Genomic DNA, 19,890 nt, shown 5'->3' with positions numbered 1-19,890 from the left:
TTCCCTGCGCCGTTGAGGTCTACGATTCCCTGCAATAGAGGACCCCAGCGCCTCCAGCCCACAGGGAACTGAAACCATGATTTCAAACCTCGTCAAAATCGCAATGATCACCGGCGCGTTGTTGTTGAGCGCTTGTTCATCTTCCCCAGCCGTGAGCAGTGACCCGTGCTTTTCAGGTGGATGCCAGGCATTTGGCGACCACAGTCCCAACAAAGCCACCAAGATGAATGCTGGTGGCAGTGGGTTGGGGAGCAGTTATGGGGAGTATGGGTCGGGGTTGTTGCATGATGATTGATGGGGTGGTGGGGCAGTCACTGGGGTGGTGACTGACCCATTGCTATCGGGGGCAAGCCCCCTCCCACATTGGAACTGAGATTGGAGCGGGAAATGTCAGTGGCCGCCCTTCATGCGCCGCGCGATCACGTAAATGCCCAGCCCGACCAGCGCCGTAGCGGCACCTATATAGCCGGTACTGGTCCAGCCCAACCCCGCCGTAATCGCCATTCCGCCAAACCATGGCCCCAGCGCGTTCGCCAGGTTGAAGGCCGCGTGGTTGGATGCCGCCGCGAGGCTCGGTGCTTCATGGGCGATGTCCATCAGGCGGATTTGCAACGGGGCGGCCAGGGCGATCATGGTGCCGACCAATGCGATGCCCACTAGCACGCCCCATAGCGAACTCGCTGCAAAGTGGAAGAACACCAGCACGGCCATCGACCAAACCAGAATCCAACCCACCGCGCGAAATTGCATGCGGTCAAACAGCTTGCCGCCGGCGATGTTGCCAATGATGCCGCCGACGCCAAACGCGGCGAGGCCGAAGGGGATCCACTGCGGTGACACTTTGGTCACTTCGAGCATGGTCGGCGCCAGGTAGCTGAACACGCAGAACATGCCGGCAAAGCCAATCGCGCCGATGGACAGGGCCATCCACACCTGGGGCTTGGTGAAGGCGCGCAGTTCCTTGCGCGGGTCGCTGCGTTGTTCGTCGTGGCGGTGGGGTACGAATTGCCAGACCAGCGCAATGGTGCACAGGGCGATGACGCTGACCAGCGCAAACGCCGAGCGCCAGCCCAGGTGTTGGCCGAGGAAGGTGGCGATGGGGTTGCCCAGCAACATGGCCAGCGTCAGGCCGAGCATTACCCGGGCGACGGCGCCGGCACGTTTGTCGTTGGGCACCATGCTGGAGGCGACCACGGCGGCGATGCCGAAGTAGGCGCCGTGGGGCAGGCCGCTGATAAAGCGGAAGGCCACCAGCGAGCCGAAGGTCGGGGTGAAGGCTGTGGCAAAGTTGCCCAGGGCATACAGGCCCATCAACAACAACAGCATGTGTTTGCGCAGCAGCTTGGCGCCGAGGATGGCCAGCAGGGGCGCGCCGACCATAACACCCAGCGCGTAGGCGCTGATGGCGTGGCCGACCTGGGGTTCGCTTAAACCCAGGTTCTGGGCGATGTCGGGCATCAGGCCCATGATGGCGAATTCGCCGGTGCCGATTGCGAAAGCGCCCACAGCCATGGCCGCTTCCATTTTGGCGGCACTGCGCGCGGGCAGCACGTGCCCGGGTGTTTGGTGGATAGACATGGATCGCCTGTTTGGAAGGAGTGCATAAAGGAGAGCCGCCGATGCTACGCAAGCTGCGGCGAAGGTGTCTAGAACCGCTGATTCAGGCAGAGTTCCGTGCCTGTGACCCCACGTCGCGCCTACCATACTTGACACCGGCCCGATAAAAGCCGCGATTTAGAGCTGTCAATTGGCCAAACGGCGCATAAACGCTGTTTGCCGTGATATTCTGCGCGCCGTCTTGGTCTAGTCTTTCCTGGTGCGTACACCCGTATACGTCCCAGCGATTGGCTGTCGCCCAGGTAGCTGAAGCCAATAATGATAAGAAGTCAGCGCAGAAGGGACATAAAAGTGAGGTCGATACGTCGGCCTTGTGTGCCCACCCTGCGGCCCTCGTGTGAATGTGCAAACCCCGCGGTACGTTGCCTGGCGTAGCGTGATCGAGGGTTGCCCGTTCTCTGGGGTAGCGGGGCGGATGGCGTTTTATCATAGGTGCTACTGATGTTTAAGAAAGTAAACACTGCCCTGCTGGGGCTGGCTTTGTCGATGGGGATCACGTCCGTTCACGCGGAAGAGGCAAAGAAAGTCGATGTGCTGCTGATCGGCGGCGGCATCATGAGTGCGACCCTGGGTGTCTGGCTTAACGAGCTGGAACCGGAATGGTCGATGGAAATGGTCGAGCGCCTCGATGGCGTGGCCGAAGAAAGCTCCAACGGCTGGAACAACGCGGGTACCGGTCACTCGGCCCTGGCTGAGCTGAACTACACCCCGGAAGACAAGAACGGCAACGTTGAGATCCCGAAAGCGGTCGAGATCAACGAAGCGTTCCAGATCTCCCGTCAGTTCTGGTCCTGGCAGGTCCAGCAGGGCGTGCTGAAGAACCCGCGTTCGTTCATCAACACCACTCCGCACATGAGCTTTGTGTGGGGCGATGACAACATCAAGTTCCTCAAGAAGCGCTACGAAGCCCTGCAAGCGAGCCCGTTGTTCGCCGGCATGCAGTACTCCGAAGACCCGGCGCAGATCGCCAAGTGGGTTCCGCTGATGATGGAAGGGCGTGACCCGAACCAGAAAATCGCGGCCACCTGGAGCCCGCTGGGTACCGACATGAACTTCGGCGAGATCACCCGCCAGTTCGTTGCTCACCTGCAAACCACGCCTAAGTTCGATTTGAAGCTGTCGAGCGAAGTGCAGGACATCACCAAGAACGCCGACGGTTCGTGGCGTGTCAGCTACAAAAACCTGAAAGATGGCACCAAGACTGAAACCGACGCCAAGTTCGTGTTCATCGGCGCGGGCGGCGGTGCACTGCACCTGCTGCAAAAGTCGGGTATTCCTGAAGCCAAGGAATACGCTGGCTTCCCAGTGGGTGGTTCGTTCCTGGTGACCGATAACCCGACCGTGGCCGAGCAGCACTTGGCCAAGGCCTACGGTAAGGCTTCGGTTGGCGCGCCACCGATGTCGGTTCCGCACCTCGACACTCGCGTGCTGGATGGCAAGCGCGTGATCCTGTTTGGCCCATTCGCGACCTTCTCGACCAAGTTCCTGAAAGAAGGCTCGTATCTGGACCTGCTGACCAGCACCACCACCCACAACATCTGGCCGATGACCAAGGTTGGTATTCGTGAATACCCACTGGTCGAGTACCTCGCCGGTCAACTGATGCTGTCCGATGACGACCGCTTCAAGGCGCTGCAAGAGTACTTCCCGAACGCCAAGCAATCCGACTGGCGCCTGTGGCAAGCCGGTCAGCGCGTGCAGATCATCAAGCGTGACGAAGAGCAGGGCGGCGTCCTGAAACTCGGTACCGAAGTGGTCAGCTCCGCCGACAACACCATTGCAGGCCTGCTGGGTGCATCGCCAGGCGCGTCCACCGCGGCTCCGATCATGCTGACCGTGCTGCAGAAAGTGTTCAAGGACAAGGTCGCTACCCCGGCCTGGCAGGAAAAACTGCACCAGATCGTGCCAAGCTACGGCACCAAGCTGAATGACAGCCCTGAAGCTGTTGCGAAGGAATGGGCTTACACCGCCAATATCCTGCAACTGCCTACACCGCCGGTAATCCCGGCGAAGGCTGCTCCCAAGGCGACCGAGGCTGCCAAGCCTGCGGCTGAGCCGAGCAAGCCGGCGTCTGACCTGGCGCTGTAAATCGCTCGTGGGGGGCTGAATCAGGACCCTACCGGTAACAAAAAGCCCGCTGAACCGATAACGGTCAGCGGGCTTTTTTGTGCGTGTTAAGTGCGCAAGCGCTTCATTCAAGCCAGCCTGGGAATTTGGTCTGCACGTTTAACCGCTAACGTTCAGCGGTTCTTGAAGATCAGTATTCAAATATTGAAGCCTTTTTTCAGTTGCTCATGCAGATGCAGCGCCAAATGGTTTGCGCTGCCGGTATTGCCGTAGTGATCGCAGGCCTGGTGCTGGTACGGTTGAAACGACCGACTGTCGCATGTGCCTCTTGATGCCCTTGGGTTCAGCAACCTGACAGATACTGCCTGTTAAAAAAGTACCCATGCCACGCAGGAGCGCGGCTGTAACACAGGAGGATTTTTTTACTGGTGCAGGTGTTGGGCGTCAGCGCCCGAGGGTTTTCTATGTTGCTACGTTATGCGGCATTGGCGGCGGTCGTCGTCGCGGCATCCGGGTGTGTGCAAGAGCGTGTGGTGCATGAGCGCCGGCCGCCGCAACGTGAATATGTCGAGGTGGTTGCGCCGCAACCTCCGCCGGTGCAGGTGATTGAAGTCGAGCCACCTGTGCGCGAAGGTTACATATGGTCGCGCGGTTACTGGCGCTGGGAAGGCGGGCGATACGTGGCGGTACACGGCCACTGGGAGCCGGTGCGCGAAGGCTATCGCTATGTGCATCCGCACTGGGTGCCGCGCAATGACGGGTATCACTGGCAGGTAGGGGGTTGGGTTCGCTGAGCCTCGTATCAACAAAACCTGCCCGGTGCCGCAACGCCGTGACTCAGGTCAGTCGTCTCATAGCCGCCGCCTTGGCGGCCTTGAGATCAAAGGTGGCGGTGTATTCACACCCGGCTGCGTGGGCGCAGCGTTCTATCAGGCAGTCGGCAAAATCAGCGTTGTTCGCCGCGAATCGCCGAAGCGCCTGCCAGATGACTTCGGCGTGTTCGATGGTCAGCTCACGGGTGCGCAGCAACGTTTCCAGAACGGTGACCACGTCACTCTTCGTGCACGGGTAACAGCTTTGTAACACCCAGACCAACTCCACCACGGACACCAGGCTGACAAAGCCTGGCGCAAGGGTGGTGAGGGATTCGATCAGGGCGGATGCCTTGGGGGACTGCACCGGATCATCCTGGGTGACGTAGCGCACCAGTACGTTGGTATCCAGCCCGATCATCCGCCATTCGCTCCCCGTGCAGCGATGGCGCGGTTCATATCGTCGATGGACACCGCTTCTGCAGGCTTGCGGATCAGCCCCTTGAGGTCCTGCACCGTCTTGCTCGCTGCAATGATCGAAAATCTGCCGTCTTCCATTTCGACAAACTCGACGCGGTCTCCTGTTTCGAGGCCGAGTGCGGTCCTGACTTGTATGGGGATGGTGATTTGCCCTTTCGAGGTGAGTGTGGCGGTGGCCATAGTGAGTATCTCCAACATGATGCTCCTTACCTTAGGGTAAGGAATGATGGAGGACAATATCCGTTGGTCCATAGGGTGGCTCGCAGGTGTGAGTGAGTCGCAATAGTCAAACCCAAGTCCGGATTCCCCGTACTCACACCCTTGGCCGTGGGCCAAAGCGATACAAACTATGACCTACCGCCAGCCCTGTTGCCTTATTGCACCACGCGATAACAAGGCACATACGCCGCGCCGCCCGGTAACTTCATGCGGTGCTGGGCAACAAACGCCTGCAGCAGCTCATCCAGCGGCTTCATGATGGCCGGGTCGCCATGGATCTCGTACGGGCCATGCTCTTCGATCAGGCGGATGCCCTTGTCCTTCACGTTGCCCGCCACGATCCCCGAGAAGGCCCGGCGCAGGTTGGCCGCCAGTTCGTGGGGTGGCAGCGTGTGGCTCAGTTGCAGGCTGGCCATGTTCTCGTGCGTCGGGTCGAAGGGGCGCTGGAAGCCTTCGTCGATTTTCAGCAGCCAGTTGAAATGGAACGCATCGTTGCGCTCGCGGCGGAACTGTTTCACCGCCTTGAGGCCGGCGGTCATCTGGCGGGCCACTTCGGCCGGGTCGTCGATGATGATCTGGTAGTGCGCCTGCGCCGCTTCGCCGAGGGTGGCGCCGACGAAGGCGTGCAGCTGTTGCAGATACGGCGCGGCCTGTTTCGGCCCGGTGAGAATGACCGGGAAGGGCACGTCGCGGTTGTCCGGGTGCATCAGGATGCCGAGCAGGTAGAGGAACTCTTCAGCCGTGCCGGCACCGCCCGGGAAGATGATGATGCCGTGACCGACACGCACAAAGGCTTCCAGGCGTTTTTCGATGTCCGGCAGAATCACCAGTTCGTTGACGATCGGGTTCGGCGCTTCGGCGGCGATGATGCCCGGCTCGGTCAGGCCCAGGTAGCGCCCGCCGGTGATGCGTTGCTTGGCGTGGGAAATGGTCGCGCCCTTCATCGGGCCTTTCATCACGCCGGGGCCGCAACCGGTGCACACGTCGAGGCTGCGCAGCCCCAGTTCGTGGCCGACTTTCTTGGTGTATTTGTATTCTTCGGTATTGATCGAGTGCCCGCCCCAGCACACCACGATCTTCGGCTCCACGCCCGGACGCAGCGTGCGGGCGTTGCGCAGCAGGTGGAACACGTAGTCGGTGATGCCCTGGGAGTTGCTCAGGTCGATGCGCTGGCTGTCGAGTTCGTTCTCGGTGTAGACGATGTCGCGCAGGGCGCTGAACAACATCTCACGGGTACTGGCGATCATTTCACCATCGACAAACGCGTCGGCTGGGGCGTTCAGCAGTTCCAGGCGCACGCCACGATCCTGCTGATGGATGCGCACTTCAAAGTCTTTGTAGGCGTCGAGGATGGTCTTGGCGTTGTCGATGTGCGCGCCGGTGTTGAGGATCGCCAGGGCGCACTGGCGGAACAGGGTATAGATGCTGCCGGTACCGGCTTCGCTCAGTTGCTGGACTTCACGTTGGGACAGGGTTTCGAGGCTGCCCTTGGGGCTGACGGAGGCATTGATGACTTGGCGTTGGAGCATTCTGATTCCTTGAAAGCACAGCCACCGCAGCCGTGGAGGCGCGATGGCTTGAGAATGGTGGGCGCCGTAAACGGTCGCACGAGCCGGATATTTACCTCAGGCGCAGGGCCCAGCGCAAATACCGTCCACCCCCATCATGCCGCAGAACTTACTGAATCAGCTTCCAGTTTTTGTAGAAAACCCGACGCAGGGTAAAGACCATTCCCGAAAACCCAGCGATCACGGCGTTGAGCACGGACGGCAACGGCGTCGGTCGTACGATATCGATAAACAGACAGTAACGTTTGGCGTCATTTTTGTTGAAGGACGCGTGCATCAGCGTGTCATCGAAGATAAACAGCGGGTCGTCATGCCAGTAATGCTTGTGCTTGCCCACCTGGATGTAGACGCCCTCGTGATGGGGCGCCGGCGCCATGTTGTAGAGCACGCGGAACATCATGCGCAGCGGGCCGAAGTGAAAGGAGGTCGAGCGGTTTTCGTTGAAGACGGACACACCGATGGTCTTCACGAACGGCAGTTTCTCCCGCAGTTTCGGGATGTCCAGGGTGGTCTCGATCGGCCGGCCGTACCATTGGAAAAACAACATGCCGCGCTTCTTCTCGGCCATGCGTTCGTCCAGGTACCCGATGATTTCATCCTTGTGCGCCATAGCGTCGTCGATCACCTGTTGCAGGTCCTGTCGCCAGGCGAGTGGCAGGTCATGCATCGTGTAAACGTGGCGGTTACGCGAACTCAGCAGGTCGAACAGCGTGTTGAACGGCGCCAACAGCCAGGTGTTGCGGCCACTGCCAATAAAGTATTTCTTGATGGTGCTCTTGTCATACAGGCCGTTACGCAGGAAGTCGTAAATACCGCACACCAGTACCAGGCAGAGGAACACCAGCGTGGTTTCGGGGAATACATCGATAATCAGCAGCACGCCGAGTACCCAGGCGACCGATACCGCTTTTTTACGCAAAGCAGGCTTGTTCATGCAACTCAGCTCCAGGAGGACGCCATTCGACAGTCGGATCCGTGGCCGCGAGTGGTGGGGTTTTTGAAACATATTGAAACAACTGCGTCATGATAAGACGTTCTGCGCCGCAAGGGCGTATTAAATAGTGCGAAATTGTGAAGGCTTTGCACCGTTTTCAAGCCTTGCCAGCACTGTGTGGATTGGATTTTGTAAACGGAAGATTTACGTCTATCGTGACGCTTCGGTTTTTCGGGCGTCATAGACCGGTACGATTGAAGTTGAATGGCCACCATTGGCCTTCGGCACCTTGGAAGAGGCAGAAATTTTTATGATCATCAAACCGCGGGTTCGTGGCTTTATCTGTGTGACCGCTCACCCTGTTGGCTGTGAAGCGAACGTCAAAGAGCAGATCAACTACGTAACTGAAAACGGCGTCATCGAAGGCGGCCCCAAGAAGGTGCTGGTCCTCGGCGCTTCCACCGGCTACGGCCTGGCCGCGCGCATCAGTGCTGCGTTTGGCTGCGGCGCCGATACCCTGGGCGTGTTTTTTGAGAAAGAAGGCGAAGAAGGCAAGCTCAGCTCCGCCGGCTGGTACAACAGTGCTGCGTTCGAGAAGTTTGCCGTCGAAAAAGGCCTGTACGCCAAGAGCATCAACGGCGACGCGTTCTCCGACGACATCAAGCGCCTGACCATCGAAACAATCAAGAAAGACCTGGGCAAGATCGACCTGGTGGTCTACAGCCTGGCCGCGCCACGCCGTACCGATCCTAAAACCGGTGAAGTCTATAACTCCACCCTCAAGCCGATCGGCAAAGCCGTGACCCTGCGCGGTATCAATACCGACAAAGGCGTTGTGGTCGACACCACCCTTGAGCCTGCGACCCAGGAAGAAATCGACGGCACCGTGAATGTCATGGGTGGCGCTGACTGGCAATTGTGGATCGACGCCCTGCGTGACGCCGACGTCCTGGCCGAAGGCGCCAAGACCACTGCGTTCACCTACCTCGGCGAGAAGCTGACCCAGGACATCTACTGGAACGGCTCCATCGGCGAAGCCAAGAAAGACCTCGACAAGAAAGTCCTGACCCTGCGCGACAACCTGGCCGCACTGAAAGGCGACGCCCGTGTGTCGGTACTCAAGGCGGTGGTTACCCAGGCAAGCTCGGCGATCCCGATCATGCCGTTGTACCTGTCGTTGCTGTTCCGCGTGATGAAAGAGCAGGGCACTCACGAAGGCTGCATCGAGCAAGTCTACGGCCTGTTCAAAGACAGCCTGTACGGCAGCGAGCCGAAACTCGACGCCGACGGTCGTTTGCGTGCCGACCTGGCTGAGTTGGAGCCAAAGGTCCAGGACGCCGTTGCGGCACTGTGGGATCAGGTTACCGACGAAAACGTCAACGAGATCAGCGATTTTGCCGGCTACAAGGCAGAGTTCCTGCGCTTGTTCGGCTTTGAAATCGACGGCGTGGATTACGAGGCTGATGTGAACCCGACCGTCAAGATCAACGGTCTGGTCCAGGCCTAAACGCGGTTGAAACTGTGGGAGGGAGCAATCCTCTCCCACATTTGATTGGTGTAGATGCTTCCTTATGGGAACATTCCTACACGCCGTTGCGCTCCCATTCCCGCCTCAATCTGCCAGACTTCCCCCGCTATCAAGCCACGCTAACGGAGGATCTGATGACGATTCGTGCAGTAGTTTTTGATTTCGGCGGTGTTTTGTTCGATTGGAACCCGCAACACCTGTACCGCAAGCTGATTGCCGACGAACACGAGCGGCAATGGTTCCTCGATACTATTTGCACCCAGGCCTGGAACACCGAGCAGGATGCCGGTCGGCCGTTGGCCGAAGCCACGCAGGTGCTGGTCGATCAATTCCCGCACCATAAAGCCTTGATCACCGCGTACTACGACCGTTGGCACGAGATGCTGCGTGGTCCGTTGCCTGACGGTGTGGCGATTCTCAAGGCGCTGCATACGGCCAACATGCCGTTATTCGGGCTCACGAACTGGTCTGCCGAAACCTTTCCCTATGCCCGGGCCAACTACCCATTCCTGAAGTGTTTTCGCGACATAGTGGTGTCTGGCGAATTGAAGCTGATCAAGCCCAATCCGGCGATCTACAACGCCAGCCTCAGTCAGGTCCGTGCCTATTTGCCCGATATCCAGCCAGGGGAAGTCGTGTTTATCGACGATGTTGCCGACAATGTCGACGCTGCCGTCGCGCTCGGCTGGCGAGGCATTCACCATGTGTCGGCTGAACACACGGCGGCTCGGCTGCGTGAGTTGGGCGTGGGGTTCTAGCGCGCCCACTTCTCCAGGGCGAAATCGACAAAGGCGCGCAGCTTTGGCAGGCGATAACGGTCCTGGCCGTACAGCAAGTGCATGGGGCGGCTGGGCAGTTGGTAGGTGGTCAGCAATGCCACCAGCTTGCCGGTCTGCAGGTCGGGTTGCACCAGGGCGTCGGGCAGCATGACGATGCCCATGCTTTGCACCGCTGCCTGGCGCAGGGCCTGGGAGCTGTTGATGGTCAGCGAGCCGGATACCGGGATTTCCACCTCGCCCTCTGCGCCGGTCATGCGCCAGAGCTTGTCTGCATTGCGCCAGTCGTCGGTGGACGGGTAGGCGAAGGCCAGGCAGTCGTGGTGTTGCAGGTCTTCGGGTGTCTGTGGCGTGCCGCGCCGTGCCAGGTAGTGCGGTGAGGCGCAGAGGGTGATGGTGTAGTCCTGCATCGGCCGCGCGATCAGGCTCGACGCCTCCAGTTCCCCCAGGCGGATCGCGACGTCAAAGCCGCTGTCGACCATGTCCATGCGCTGATTGCTGAGCACCACGTACAGTTTGATCAAGGGGTAGCGTAGGGAAAATTCGCTCAAGGCGGGCGCCAGGCGTTCGGTGCCGAAGGCAGGTGGGGCGGTGATGCGCAGGGTGCCTTTGGGAACTTCACTGTGGGCTTGTTCAGCCCATTGCTCGGAATCGGCCACCAGCCCCAGCACTTCCAGACAACGCTGGTAATACTGGCCACCGAACTCCGTCAGGCTCTGTTTGCGCGTGGTGCGCTTGAGCAGGCTGACGCCCAGGCGTTGCTCCAAGGCGCGCAGGTGGTTGCCGACCATGGTGGTCGACATCCCGCACGCGTGGGCGGCGGCGGTCATGCTGCCGGTCTCCACCACTTTCACGTAGACCGACATCGCTTGGAACAGATCCATTATCAATCCCTGATTTAAAGTCATTGCAGGAAAGTGCAGTTTATCCAGCTGAGGTGGCTAACGATACTTCAACCACCCCAACCGGAGCCTGCCACCATGACTGCCGCCTGCCTGATGACCACCTACCAACCTTTGGCCTTGAGTTTTACCCGTGGCCTGGGCACACGCCTATGGGACCAGCAGGGCCGAGAGTACCTGGACGCGGTAGCGGGCGTGGCAGTAACCAACGTCGGTCACTCCCACCCGAAACTGGTGACAGCCATCAGCGAGCAAGCCGGCCTGTTGCTGCACACCTCCAACCTCTACAGCATCGACTGGCAGCAGCGGCTGGCTCAGCGCCTGACACAACTGTCCGGCCTGGACCGTGCCTTCTTCAACAACTCCGGCGCCGAAGCCAACGAGACCGCACTGAAACTGGCGCGATTGCACGGCTGGAAAAAAGGCATCGAAGAACCGTTGGTGGTGGTGATGGAAAACGCCTTCCATGGCCGCACGCTCGGCACCATGGCCGCGAGTGATGGGCCATCGGTGCGTCTTGGTTTTCAGCGCTTGCCTGGGGATTTTCTCAAAGTCCGGTTTGGTGATCTGGCGGCCATCGAAGCGCTCACCAAAACCCTTGGTACGCGGATTGCGGCGGTCTTGCTGGAGCCGATCCAGGGCGAAAGTGGCGTGTTGCCAGCCCCACCGGGTTACCTGCAAGCCTTGCGCGACCACTGCACGCGCCACGGCTGGTTGATGATGCTCGATGAAATTCAGACGGGCATCGGCCGTACCGGCGCGTGGTTTGCGTTCCAGCACGAAGGCATCGTGCCGGACGTGATCACCCTGGCCAAAGGCCTCGGCAACGGCGTGCCCATTGGCGCCTGCCTCGCCCGGACGGCGGTCGCTCAGTTGTTCACGCCGGGCAGCCATGGCAGCACCTTCGGCGGCAACCCGCTGGCGTGTCGGGTGGGCTGCACCGTGCTGGACATCATCGACGAGCAGGGCCTGTTGCAGAACGCTGCGCAACAAGGCGAACGCTTGCTGGCGCGGTTACGCATGGAATTGGACGAGCACCCGCAGGTGCTGGCGATTCGCGGGCAGGGCTTGATGATCGGTATCGAATTGGCCAGCCCCTGCCGCGACCTTGCCCAGCGCGCCGCCCAGGAACATGGGCTATTGATCAACGTGACGCGGGGCAAGGTCATTCGCCTGTTGCCGCCGCTGACCCTGGATGCCAAAGAGGTCGAGATGATCGTGCGGGCCATCACCCGGTTATTGGATCAGGTCCATTGAGCCATTCCTGGTTCATGGTTTCTTTATCGCCCAGGTATTCGAGCAACCACGCCATGGCCGGGGACAGTTTGTTCTGTGCCCAGGCCACGCACGACGGGCTGGCAGGGAAGGGCCGGGTCAATTGCAGCGCTACCAGTTCACCGCGTTCGATCCATGGCAACACCTGATGCGCCGGCGCCATGCCGACGCACAGGCCATCGCGCAGGCAATCGATGGCGGATGCCCAGTTCGGCACCACCAGCCGCCGTTGGTTATCCAGCGTCCAGGTATCACGCTTGGGCAGGTTACGTGAGGTGTCGGTCATGCACAGCGAGGCGTACGGGCGCAGTTGGTCATCACTGAGCAGGCCTTGCACGGCCGCCAATGGATGCCTGGCGCTGACCACGCACAGCCAGTTCAACAAGCCCATGTCGCGGAAAGTGAAGTGACTGGCCACCGGCACCGCGCTGGTGGCGCCGATCACAATGTCGGTGCGCTCATCGGCCAGGGCATCCCACACGCCGTTGTACACCTCGTACTCCAGCAACAATTCCACCTCGGGAAACTGTCGATAGAAATCCAGCACCAATTGCCGGCAGCGCTGAGGTTTGACGATGGAGTCCACGGCTACCTTCAACTGGCCGCTCCAACCGTTCGCCACCTGCTGGCACAATCGCCGCGTGCCGAGCATTTTTTTCATCACGCCTCGGGCTTCGTCTATAAACAGACGGCCTGCGGGGGTCAGCTCGACGTCGCGATGGCGCCGCACAAACAGCGGCACCGCCAGCCATTCTTCAAGCTGGCGCACCGTGTAGCTGATAGCCGATGGGACGCGGTGCAATTCTTGAGCGGCGGCGCTGAAGCTGCCGTGGCGCGCCACCGCATCGACGACATCCAGGGAGTATTCAGACCACATAATGCTTGCCTTCAAAATTATTGATAGGAGTGTCCAATTATTATCGCTTCACACGCAATCTGTCAGCTTCATAATGGGCGCCAGTCAGCAAATAGTTTGATGGCAGGATCGACAAGGCTTCAATGAAAAATTCTTTTGGTTTCACTTGGTATCTGGCGGGGCTGAGCATGCTCGGTTATCTGGCCATGGACATGTACTTGCCGGCGTTCGGCGCCATGGGCGAACAGTTGCAGATTGGCGCGGGCGCGGTGGGTGCCAGCTTGAGCATTTTCCTCGCCGGCTTTGCCCTGGGACAGTTGTTGTGGGGGCCGTTGTCCGACCGCCTGGGCCGCAAGCCCATTCTGCTCGCAGGCTTGAGCCTGTTTGTGCTGGGCTGCGCCGGGATGTTCTGGGTCGAGACGGCACCGCAACTGCTGGCCTTGCGTTTTATGCAGGCGATTGGCGTGTGTTCTGCTGCCGTGAGCTGGCAGGCGCTGGTGATTGATCGCTATCCGGCCGACAAGGCTCACCGGGTGTTCGCCAGCATCATGCCGTTGATGTCGCTGTCGCCGGCCCTGGCGCCGCTGCTGGGCGCGATGGTGCTGAATCACTTTGGCTGGCAGGCGATCTTCGGGGTGCTGCTGGGCGTTTCGCTGCTGTTGCTGCTGCCGACGTTGTTCCTGCGCAACGTGCCGAAGCTGCGGACTGAAGCACCATCGCGCCTGGGTTATACGCAGTTGCTGACGTCTCGGGTGTTCACCGGCAACGTAATGATCTTCGCTGCCTGCTCCGCCAGTTTCTTTGCCTGGCTGACCGCTTCGCCTTTCATCCTTGGCGACATGGGCTACAGCCCGAATGACATCGGCCTGAGCTACGTACTGCCGACACTGGCGTTTCTGGTGGGTGGCTACAGTTGCCGCAGTGCCCTGCAGCGTTTCCAGGGCAAGACGCTGTTGCCCTGGTTGCTGGTGGCCTATTGCATCAGCATGCTGGCGCTTTACCTGGTTGCGACCTTGACCGTGCCGACCCTCACCACGTTGCTGATTCCGTTCTGCCTGATGGCGTTGGTCAACGGTGCGAGTTATCCGATTGTGGTAGCGAATGCGCTGATGCCGTTTGCGGAAAACTCCGGCAAGGCGGCGGCGCTGCAAAACACCTTGCAACTGGGCCTGTGTTTCCTCAGCAGCCTGCTGGTGTCGTCGATGATCGAGCAACCGCTGCTGATTACCGTGATCGTGATGCTGGCGACCGCGCCACTGGCGGTGTTGGGCTACTGGCTGGCGCGGCCGAAGGCGGACGACTCCGAGTTGGCCGCTGCCTAGAACGTTATTTCCATATTCACCGTCGGCGTCGACGTGCGGCTGCCCCGGCCGCCGTCTACACCGAACTTGTTATGCCAGTACTCGTAACCCACCCCGAGGTACAGGTTCGGCTTCACGCTTTTACCCGGCCGTACCGCCACCATCAACGCTGTGCGCATCAAGGCCTCCGGCGCCGTGTCGCGGCCATGGTAGTCCTCACCTTTTTCCCCGACGTAATTGATAAACCCCTGGAATTTCGCCGCGTGGCTGGCGATCTCGAATGGACGCATCCAGGTCAGGTTAAGCAGGTAGGTGTCGTCGAAGGCGTGGTTCGATTCCTGCGCGCCGGGGATGCCGGTGTGGTTCTTTTCCTTGTAGTACATCAGGCTCAGGTCCAGCACGCCCACGGTGTTGAACTTCAAGGTCGGGCCAATCACCAGCGCGCGTTTTTTCGCCGAGGCAAAGTTGTTGTTGCGGTTGGCATCAAAGCCCAGGGTCAGCGCGTAATCCTTGATCAGCCCGGTGCCCAGCGGCACATCCAATACACGTGAGGCGTACAACTGATGCCGGTATACGGCATACACCTCGCTGCCACCGTGATCGGTGCCCTTGCGTGGGTCGCTGCTGTCGGACAGGAACACATCCAGATTCAGGAAATTGCTGCCGTATTGGTAGCCGCTGGCGTGGGTGAAGCTGTAGATGCGTTTGCTGAAGTCGTCGGGATTGTTCGGGTTGGTGAACTGCTGGCCATAGCGAAAGCCCAGGCTGTTGTTCATCCATTCCACCGCGACAGCCTCCCCACCGCCGAGGAGGGTGAGTGCAACGGTGGCGCCCTGTAATACCTTTTTCATGGTTGTGGTCCTTTGGCGTTCTGGCTCATCACGGCCGGATTGTTTTTGTAACGCCGAAGGAGGGTATCTTGTTCGATTGATTGTATACAACTCTATGGACATCTAGTCCTAACATTGCATACAGTGGCCGCACAACAAAAACAGAGAACCCCTCACCATGACTATCCCGAAGGCGTCACCGCAGCGGCCAGAAGATGAGAATCTCGGCGTCGCCGCCAACATGGCTTACGGCCTGCAGCATGTGCTCACCATGTACGGCGGCATCGTCGCGGTACCCTTGATCGTCGGCCAGGCGGCTGGGTTGTCACCTGCCGATATTGGTCTGTTGATCGCCGCCTCGCTGTTTGCCGGTGGCCTGGCGACCCTGTTGCAAACCCTTGGCCTGCCGTTTTTTGGTTGTCAGTTGCCGCTGGTGCAAGGCGTGTCGTTTGCCGGTGTGGCCACTATGGTGGCGATTGTCGGCAGCGACGGTGCTGGCGGGGTGCCGGCGATTCTCGGGGCGGTGATGTCCGCGTCGTTTATCGGGCTGCTGATCACGCCGGTGTTCTCGCGGATCACCAAGTTCTTCCCACCCTTGGTGACCGGCATTGTGATCACCACCATCGGCCTGACCTTGATGCCCGTGGCAGCGCGCTGGGCCATGGGCGGTAACAGCCGTGCGGCGGATTTCGGCAGCATGTCCAATATCGGCCTGGCGGCGTTGACCCTGGTGCTGGTGCTGCTATTGAGCAAGATTGGCAGCGCGACCATCTCGCGCCTGTCGATCCTGCTGGCGATGGTAATCGGCACGGTGATCGCGGTGTTCCTTGGCATGGCGGACTTTTCCGGCGTAACCCAAGGCCCGATGTTTGGTTTCCCGACGCCCTTCCATTTCGGCATGCCGACCTTCCACATCGCGGCGATCATTTCCATGTGCATCGTGGTGATGGTGACCCTGGTGGAAACCTCGGCGGACATCCTGGCCGTGGGCGAAATCATCGACACCAAAGTTGACTCCAAACGCCTGGGTAACGGCCTGCGCGCCGACATGCTGTCGAGCATGTTCGCGCCGATCTTCGGTTCATTCACGCAGAGTGCATTCGCCCAGAACGTCGGCCTGGTGGCGGTGACCGGGGTGAAGAGTCGCTTCGTGGTGGCCACCGGTGGCCTGTTCCTGGTGATCCTCGGCCTGCTGCCGTTTATGGGCCGGGTCATCGCGGCGGTGCCGACCTCGGTGCTCGGCGGTGCCGGGATTGTGCTGTTCGGCACGGTGGCGGCCAGTGGTATTCGCACGTTGTCGAAGGTGGATTACCGCAACAACATGAACCTGATCATCGTCGCCACCTCCATCGGTTTTGGCATGATCCCCATCGCGGCGCCGAGTTTCTACGATCAATTCCCCAGCTGGTTCGCGACTATATTTCACTCGGGCATCAGCTCGTCGGCGATCATGGCGATCCTGCTGAATCTGGCGTTCAACCACTTCACGGCGGGTAACTCGGACCAGCAGTCGGTGTTCGTGGCAGGGACTGAGCGCAGTTTGTGTTTCCACGACGTTGCAGGCCTGCGGGACGGGGATTACTTCAGGGGCGGCAAGTTGTTTGATGCCGAGGGCAAGGAGATTCCATTAGTGGCGCAGGTGCCGAAGAAAGCGGTAAAAACTGAGGTCAGCCAGGCCTGACCCGATAGCTGCTACGCGACGACGGGAGTCCTTGGCATCCGTAGCAGCTGTCGAGCCTTGGCGAGGCTGCGTAGCGGGCGTATTGACACTCCGCGATCTGCGGGGCGCCCAACGCAGCCTCGCTTGCGCTCGACAGCTGCTACCGGGCGAAACGGGCGCTTGCCCGGTGAGCGTCAAGACGGTATCTACGCAATTTTAAGCACTTTATTCGAACACGCCTCATCCAGAAACTTCACCACCGTCCCCATGCACGCCTGGCGTTCTTCCACATGGGGCATGTGGCTGGAGTCTTCGAACAGCGCCCAGCGCACATCCGCGATCTCATCCAGAAACGGCTTGACCACCAGTGGCGTCGCCTCGTCATGTCGGCCGGAGATTACCAGGGTCGGCACGTTGATCGCGGACAGGCGGCCAATGGATTTCCAGTCCTTCAAACTGCCGATCACATGGAACTCGGTCGGGCCGCTCATGGCGTGATACACCGTGGGGTCTGAGTCGACCTGGGCGAAGGTGCGCGCCACTTCTTCCGGCCAAGGGTTCACGCGGCACACGTGCTGGTCATAGAACACCCGCGACGCGGCGAGGTATTCCGGATCCTGGTAGGTGCCGGCGGCTTCGTGCTTGAGCAGGGTTTCGTGCACGCCTTGCGGCAGCAATTGGCGCAGGCGATTGGCTTCGCTGACCCAAGTGCGCATGCAGGTCGGTGAGTTGGCCGGGATAAACGCGCGCAGGCCCTTGGGTTGCAGGATCGCATGTTCACTGCCGAGCATGCCGCCCCAGGATTGGCCGAGGATCGCGTAGTTGTCGCTGATCTGCAGGTGGTCCAGCAGGTTATCCAGTTCTTTGAGGAACAGATCGACAGTCCAGAAGGACGGGTCTTTTTCAGGCAAATGCGTGGAGCGGCCGTTGCCCAGTTGGTCGTAGTGGATGACGGCGTGGCCGCTGGCCGCGACGTCCTTGAAGGCGTCAACATAATCATGGGTGCAGCCGGGGCCGCCGTGGATGACGACCAGCGGTGTACGGCCACTGGCCAGGTCGCCCGTTACGCGGTACCAGGTCTGGTAGTCGCCAAATGCGGCATACCCTTCGCGGATTTGTTCGATGAATTCCATTTCGTACCCTGCTCTGAAAAAAAGGATCAGGGACACGATAGTCTGCACGTGAAATTTAGGTAACTAGCAAAACAGCTAGGTTTTGCCGATGGATCAATCTTCCAGCAGGCGGTAATGGGTGGCACGAACCACCGCCTGGACGCGGTTCTTTGCCCCCAGCTTATGCATTGCCGAGGCCAGATGCAGGGTGACCACCGCCAGCGAGCGGCTCAACTGAGTGGCGATCTCGGCCGCCGTAAGGCCGTCGGCGGCCCATTTCAGGCACTCGCGCTCGCGTTTGGTCAGGTGGATATGGGGGTAGGTGCGCAGTTCCTTGCTGAACAGCGGGTAGGCCGCTTCCTGCAATGCATGGGAAATCACACTGAAGTCCGACAGGGTCTGCTGTGCCTCCTGCAGCACGGTGCCGGCGCTACCGATGCGCAGGCCAGTCAGCGAAGCAAAACCGCCACGGGGCAGGTGGATCGGTACGCTGACGCCGCAGGTCAGTTGCTGGTCATGCAGGTAGGATGAAACCGGGGCGTGGCACGGATCGATGATTTTTTGCAGCGGGGTATCGGTCTTGGCTTCGTAGGACCACACGAACGGCGACACCGTGCTCAGGGCCAGATGTTGCACCGGATCGATCTGGTAAAACCCTTTGCTGCACCATAACGCGTGCCAGTCGGGCGGGGTATTGCGCAGTTCCAGCACCGAGGGGGTGATCAAGGCGCCTTCCTGGTCGATCGGCACGGGCGAGTAGTCGTAGACCAGCGCATCGAAACCCAGCTGTTGAGCGAGGATAAAGGCGTTGTCCATCTGCTCGTCCAGGCTCCTGCCCGGCATCAGACGTTTGTTGAAGGCAGTCAGCTTGGCCAGCATCCGTTCTGCTCCTGAATTCATTTGAATCTCGACTTGCTGCAAGTAGAATGCCACGCCCCGGCGAAGGACTGCCAGGCCAAACCTATAAGAACTACTAGGTTATGGACGCGCGGCATCCTCGGTAGTGTTGGCCTGGCAAACGGCCGCTACCCGCCAGGCCGATACAACACAAGGAATGTATGCATGTGGCGTGAAATTGCCCCCGACCAGCAGTACAACGTGCAAGTCGACGGCTATAACCTCGTGGTCTACAGCTTTGGCGAAGGCGATGAGGTGCTGTTGTGCCTCAACGGCGGGCCGGGCCTGCCGTGTGACTACTTGCGCGACGCCCATGGCTGGCTCAAGGCGCATAACCTGCGAGTGGTTGCATTCGACCAGCTTGGTACGGGCGCATCAGCCAGACCGACCGATGTTGGGCTGTGGGAAATCCGCCGTTATGTCGAAGAAGTCGAAACCGTGCGCCAGGCACTGGGCCTGGGCCGCGTGCATTTGCTCGGGCATTCCTGGGGCGGCTGGCTGGGCATTGAATACGCCATCCATTACCCCGACGCGCTGAAAAGCCTGATCCTGGAAAACACTGTCGGCGACATTCCGCACCTGTCCCAGGAACTGGAGCGCCTGCGCGGTGCCCTTGGCAGCGAAACCGTGGCCATGATGCAACGCCATGAAGCCATGGGCACCCTCGACCACCCGCAGTACCAGGCCGCGATCACGTTGCTCAACTATCGCCATGTGTGCCGCCTGGACGAATGGCCGGAGCCGGTCAAACGTTCCCTCGGCGACTGGAACATGGGCCCCTACGAAACCATGCAAGGCCCCAACGAATTCCTCTACGTCGGCAACCTCAAGGACTGGAACCGCATCCCCGAGATGGCCGACTTCACGATGCCGATCCTGATCACCACCGGCCAGCACGATGAGCTCACCCCGGCCTGCGCCATGCGCATGAAGATGGCGGCCAAGCACGCCGAACTGCACGTATTCCCCAACAGCAGCCATATGCCGTTCTACGAAGAACCCCAGGCATATTTCCCGGTGCTGCTGGACTTTCTCGCTCGCCACCGAGGCTGACGG

The 19,890-nt window shown here is 60.0% G+C and carries 19 protein-coding genes; 9 read left to right on the top strand and 10 right to left on the bottom strand.

Translation table 11 applies throughout. The features are described 5' to 3' along the window. Window positions 1-76: 76 nt before the first annotated feature. Window positions 77-295, top strand: a complete 219-nt coding sequence (locus AOA60_RS34080; protein ID WP_099587365.1) for a hypothetical protein — start codon at window positions 77-79, stop codon at window positions 293-295. A 95-nt stretch (window positions 296-390) separates the two neighbouring features. Here AOA60_RS34080 and AOA60_RS30085 read toward each other — a convergent pair whose 3' ends face one another. Further along, complete coding sequence (locus AOA60_RS30085; RefSeq protein WP_099587364.1) at window positions 391-1,578, bottom strand: MFS transporter; 1,188 nt, start codon at window positions 1,576-1,578, stop codon at window positions 391-393. Window positions 1,579-2,058: 480 nt separating this feature from the next. Here AOA60_RS30085 and mqo point away from each other — a divergent pair, with 480 nt between their 5' ends. Together mqo and AOA60_RS30075 are read left to right on the top strand one after the other, a co-directional pair. Beyond that, entirely contained in the window at window positions 2,059-3,705 is a 1,647-nt protein-coding gene (gene mqo / locus AOA60_RS30080; RefSeq protein WP_099587363.1) for a malate dehydrogenase (quinone), read from the top strand. 443 nt (window positions 3,706-4,148) lie between these two features. Further along, window positions 4,149-4,478, top strand: a complete 330-nt coding sequence (locus tag AOA60_RS30075) for a YXWGXW repeat-containing protein (RefSeq protein ID WP_099587362.1) — start codon at window positions 4,149-4,151, stop codon at window positions 4,476-4,478. A gap of 43 nt (window positions 4,479-4,521) precedes the next feature. On the opposite strand, the gene AOA60_RS30070 is transcribed toward AOA60_RS30075, so the two are convergent. The 4 genes from AOA60_RS30070 to AOA60_RS30055 form a co-directional block, all read right to left on the bottom strand. Next, window positions 4,522-4,917: a PIN domain-containing protein gene (locus AOA60_RS30070; protein WP_099587361.1), complete on the bottom strand. Its 396-nt coding sequence runs from the start codon at window positions 4,915-4,917 to the stop codon at window positions 4,522-4,524. After that, window positions 4,914-5,228: an AbrB/MazE/SpoVT family DNA-binding domain-containing protein gene (locus AOA60_RS30065; protein WP_178075439.1), complete on the bottom strand. Its 315-nt coding sequence runs from the start codon at window positions 5,226-5,228 to the stop codon at window positions 4,914-4,916. The genes AOA60_RS30070 and AOA60_RS30065 overlap by 4 nt, the downstream gene beginning before the upstream one ends. A gap of 122 nt (window positions 5,229-5,350) precedes the next feature. After that, a complete protein-coding gene (ppnN, locus tag AOA60_RS30060) occupies window positions 5,351-6,724 on the bottom strand; it encodes a nucleotide 5'-monophosphate nucleosidase PpnN (protein WP_099587360.1) in 1,374 nt (457 codons plus the stop codon). Window positions 6,725-6,872: 148 nt separating this feature from the next. Next, window positions 6,873-7,697, bottom strand: a complete 825-nt coding sequence (locus tag AOA60_RS30055) for an aspartyl/asparaginyl beta-hydroxylase domain-containing protein (RefSeq protein ID WP_099587359.1) — start codon at window positions 7,695-7,697, stop codon at window positions 6,873-6,875. Window positions 7,698-8,007: 310 nt separating this feature from the next. Between AOA60_RS30055 and fabV the strand changes: the two genes are divergently transcribed. Beyond that, window positions 8,008-9,204 (top strand): enoyl-ACP reductase FabV, encoded by a 1,197-nt coding sequence (gene fabV, locus AOA60_RS30050; protein ID WP_099587567.1) that lies wholly within the window; start codon window positions 8,008-8,010, stop codon window positions 9,202-9,204. 155 nt (window positions 9,205-9,359) lie between these two features. After that, window positions 9,360-9,983: an HAD family phosphatase gene (locus tag AOA60_RS30045; RefSeq protein ID WP_099587358.1), complete on the top strand. Its 624-nt coding sequence runs from the start codon at window positions 9,360-9,362 to the stop codon at window positions 9,981-9,983. Here the strand turns inward: AOA60_RS30045 and AOA60_RS30040 are convergent. Next, complete coding sequence (locus tag AOA60_RS30040) at window positions 9,980-10,885, bottom strand: LysR family transcriptional regulator (protein ID WP_099587357.1); 906 nt, start codon at window positions 10,883-10,885, stop codon at window positions 9,980-9,982. The genes AOA60_RS30045 and AOA60_RS30040 overlap by 4 nt on opposite strands. A 96-nt stretch (window positions 10,886-10,981) precedes the next feature. Here AOA60_RS30040 and AOA60_RS30035 point away from each other — a divergent pair, with 96 nt between their 5' ends. After that, a complete protein-coding gene (locus AOA60_RS30035; protein ID WP_099587356.1) occupies window positions 10,982-12,160 on the top strand; it encodes an acetylornithine transaminase in 1,179 nt (392 codons plus the stop codon). Here the strand turns inward: AOA60_RS30035 and punR are convergent. After that, a complete protein-coding gene (gene punR / locus AOA60_RS30030) occupies window positions 12,132-13,055 on the bottom strand; it encodes a DNA-binding transcriptional activator PunR (RefSeq protein WP_099587355.1) in 924 nt (307 codons plus the stop codon). The two genes, AOA60_RS30035 and punR, sit on opposite strands and share 29 nt — an antisense overlap. Window positions 13,056-13,177: 122 nt before the next feature. On the opposite strand from punR, the gene punC reads away from it, so the two are divergent. Further along, complete coding sequence (gene punC, locus AOA60_RS30025; RefSeq protein WP_099587354.1) at window positions 13,178-14,356, top strand: purine nucleoside transporter PunC; 1,179 nt, start codon at window positions 13,178-13,180, stop codon at window positions 14,354-14,356. Here punC and AOA60_RS30020 read toward each other — a convergent pair. Beyond that, complete coding sequence (locus tag AOA60_RS30020) at window positions 14,353-15,186, bottom strand: nucleoside-binding protein (protein WP_099587353.1); 834 nt, start codon at window positions 15,184-15,186, stop codon at window positions 14,353-14,355. The genes punC and AOA60_RS30020 overlap by 4 nt on opposite strands. Window positions 15,187-15,343: 157 nt before the next feature. Here AOA60_RS30020 and AOA60_RS30015 point away from each other — a divergent pair, with 157 nt between their 5' ends. Then, window positions 15,344-16,846 carry a nucleobase:cation symporter-2 family protein gene (locus AOA60_RS30015; protein ID WP_099587352.1) on the top strand — a complete coding sequence of 501 codons (1,503 nt, stop codon included), beginning with the start codon at window positions 15,344-15,346 and terminating at the stop codon, window positions 16,844-16,846. Window positions 16,847-17,031: 185 nt separating this feature from the next. On the opposite strand, the gene AOA60_RS30010 is transcribed toward AOA60_RS30015, so the two are convergent. Together AOA60_RS30010 and AOA60_RS30005 are read right to left on the bottom strand one after the other, a co-directional pair. Continuing rightward, window positions 17,032-17,958: a proline iminopeptidase-family hydrolase gene (locus AOA60_RS30010; protein WP_099587351.1), complete on the bottom strand. Its 927-nt coding sequence runs from the start codon at window positions 17,956-17,958 to the stop codon at window positions 17,032-17,034. A 93-nt stretch (window positions 17,959-18,051) separates the two neighbouring features. Beyond that, window positions 18,052-18,816, bottom strand: a complete 765-nt coding sequence (locus tag AOA60_RS30005; RefSeq protein ID WP_099587350.1) for a LuxR family transcriptional regulator — start codon at window positions 18,814-18,816, stop codon at window positions 18,052-18,054. 183 nt (window positions 18,817-18,999) lie between these two features. Between AOA60_RS30005 and AOA60_RS30000 the strand changes: the two genes are divergently transcribed. Further along, on the top strand, window positions 19,000-19,887 hold the full coding sequence (locus AOA60_RS30000; protein WP_099587349.1) for a proline iminopeptidase-family hydrolase: 888 nt from the start codon (window positions 19,000-19,002) through the stop codon (window positions 19,885-19,887). The last annotated feature ends 3 nt before the right edge of the window (window positions 19,888-19,890 follow it).

Source organism: Pseudomonas sp. 2822-17 (assembly GCF_002742485.1).
GTDB classification, from domain to species: domain Bacteria; phylum Pseudomonadota; class Gammaproteobacteria; order Pseudomonadales; family Pseudomonadaceae; genus Aquipseudomonas; species Aquipseudomonas cyclaminis.
The sequence above is the reverse complement of the archived record's forward strand: the minus strand, read 5'-3'. Positions and strand labels throughout refer to the sequence as shown.

What these genes read in the sequence shown, in the direction of transcription:
- AOA60_RS34080 (WP_099587365.1), top strand. Translation starts at nt 77, where the DNA reads ATGATTTCAAACCTCGTCAAAATCGCAATGATCACCGGCGCGTTGTTG.
- AOA60_RS30085 (WP_099587364.1), bottom strand. Translation starts at nt 1,578, where the DNA reads ATGTCTATCCACCAAACACCCGGGCACGTGCTGCCCGCGCGCAGTGCC.
- mqo (WP_099587363.1), top strand. Translation starts at nt 2,059, where the DNA reads ATGTTTAAGAAAGTAAACACTGCCCTGCTGGGGCTGGCTTTGTCGATG.
- AOA60_RS30075 (WP_099587362.1), top strand. Translation starts at nt 4,149, where the DNA reads ATGTTGCTACGTTATGCGGCATTGGCGGCGGTCGTCGTCGCGGCATCC.
- AOA60_RS30070 (WP_099587361.1), bottom strand. Translation starts at nt 4,917, where the DNA reads ATGATCGGGCTGGATACCAACGTACTGGTGCGCTACGTCACCCAGGAT.
- AOA60_RS30065 (WP_178075439.1), bottom strand. Translation starts at nt 5,228, where the DNA reads ATGGACCAACGGATATTGTCCTCCATCATTCCTTACCCTAAGGTAAGG.
- ppnN (WP_099587360.1), bottom strand. Translation starts at nt 6,724, where the DNA reads ATGCTCCAACGCCAAGTCATCAATGCCTCCGTCAGCCCCAAGGGCAGC.
- AOA60_RS30055 (WP_099587359.1), bottom strand. Translation starts at nt 7,697, where the DNA reads ATGAACAAGCCTGCTTTGCGTAAAAAAGCGGTATCGGTCGCCTGGGTA.
- fabV (WP_099587567.1), top strand. Translation starts at nt 8,008, where the DNA reads ATGATCATCAAACCGCGGGTTCGTGGCTTTATCTGTGTGACCGCTCAC.
- AOA60_RS30045 (WP_099587358.1), top strand. Translation starts at nt 9,360, where the DNA reads ATGACGATTCGTGCAGTAGTTTTTGATTTCGGCGGTGTTTTGTTCGAT.
- AOA60_RS30040 (WP_099587357.1), bottom strand. Translation starts at nt 10,885, where the DNA reads ATGGATCTGTTCCAAGCGATGTCGGTCTACGTGAAAGTGGTGGAGACC.
- AOA60_RS30035 (WP_099587356.1), top strand. Translation starts at nt 10,982, where the DNA reads ATGACTGCCGCCTGCCTGATGACCACCTACCAACCTTTGGCCTTGAGT.
- punR (WP_099587355.1), bottom strand. Translation starts at nt 13,055, where the DNA reads ATGTGGTCTGAATACTCCCTGGATGTCGTCGATGCGGTGGCGCGCCAC.
- punC (WP_099587354.1), top strand. Translation starts at nt 13,178, where the DNA reads ATGAAAAATTCTTTTGGTTTCACTTGGTATCTGGCGGGGCTGAGCATG.
- AOA60_RS30020 (WP_099587353.1), bottom strand. Translation starts at nt 15,186, where the DNA reads ATGAAAAAGGTATTACAGGGCGCCACCGTTGCACTCACCCTCCTCGGC.
- AOA60_RS30015 (WP_099587352.1), top strand. Translation starts at nt 15,344, where the DNA reads ATGACTATCCCGAAGGCGTCACCGCAGCGGCCAGAAGATGAGAATCTC.
- AOA60_RS30010 (WP_099587351.1), bottom strand. Translation starts at nt 17,958, where the DNA reads ATGGAATTCATCGAACAAATCCGCGAAGGGTATGCCGCATTTGGCGAC.
- AOA60_RS30005 (WP_099587350.1), bottom strand. Translation starts at nt 18,816, where the DNA reads ATGCTGGCCAAGCTGACTGCCTTCAACAAACGTCTGATGCCGGGCAGG.
- AOA60_RS30000 (WP_099587349.1), top strand. Translation starts at nt 19,000, where the DNA reads ATGTGGCGTGAAATTGCCCCCGACCAGCAGTACAACGTGCAAGTCGAC.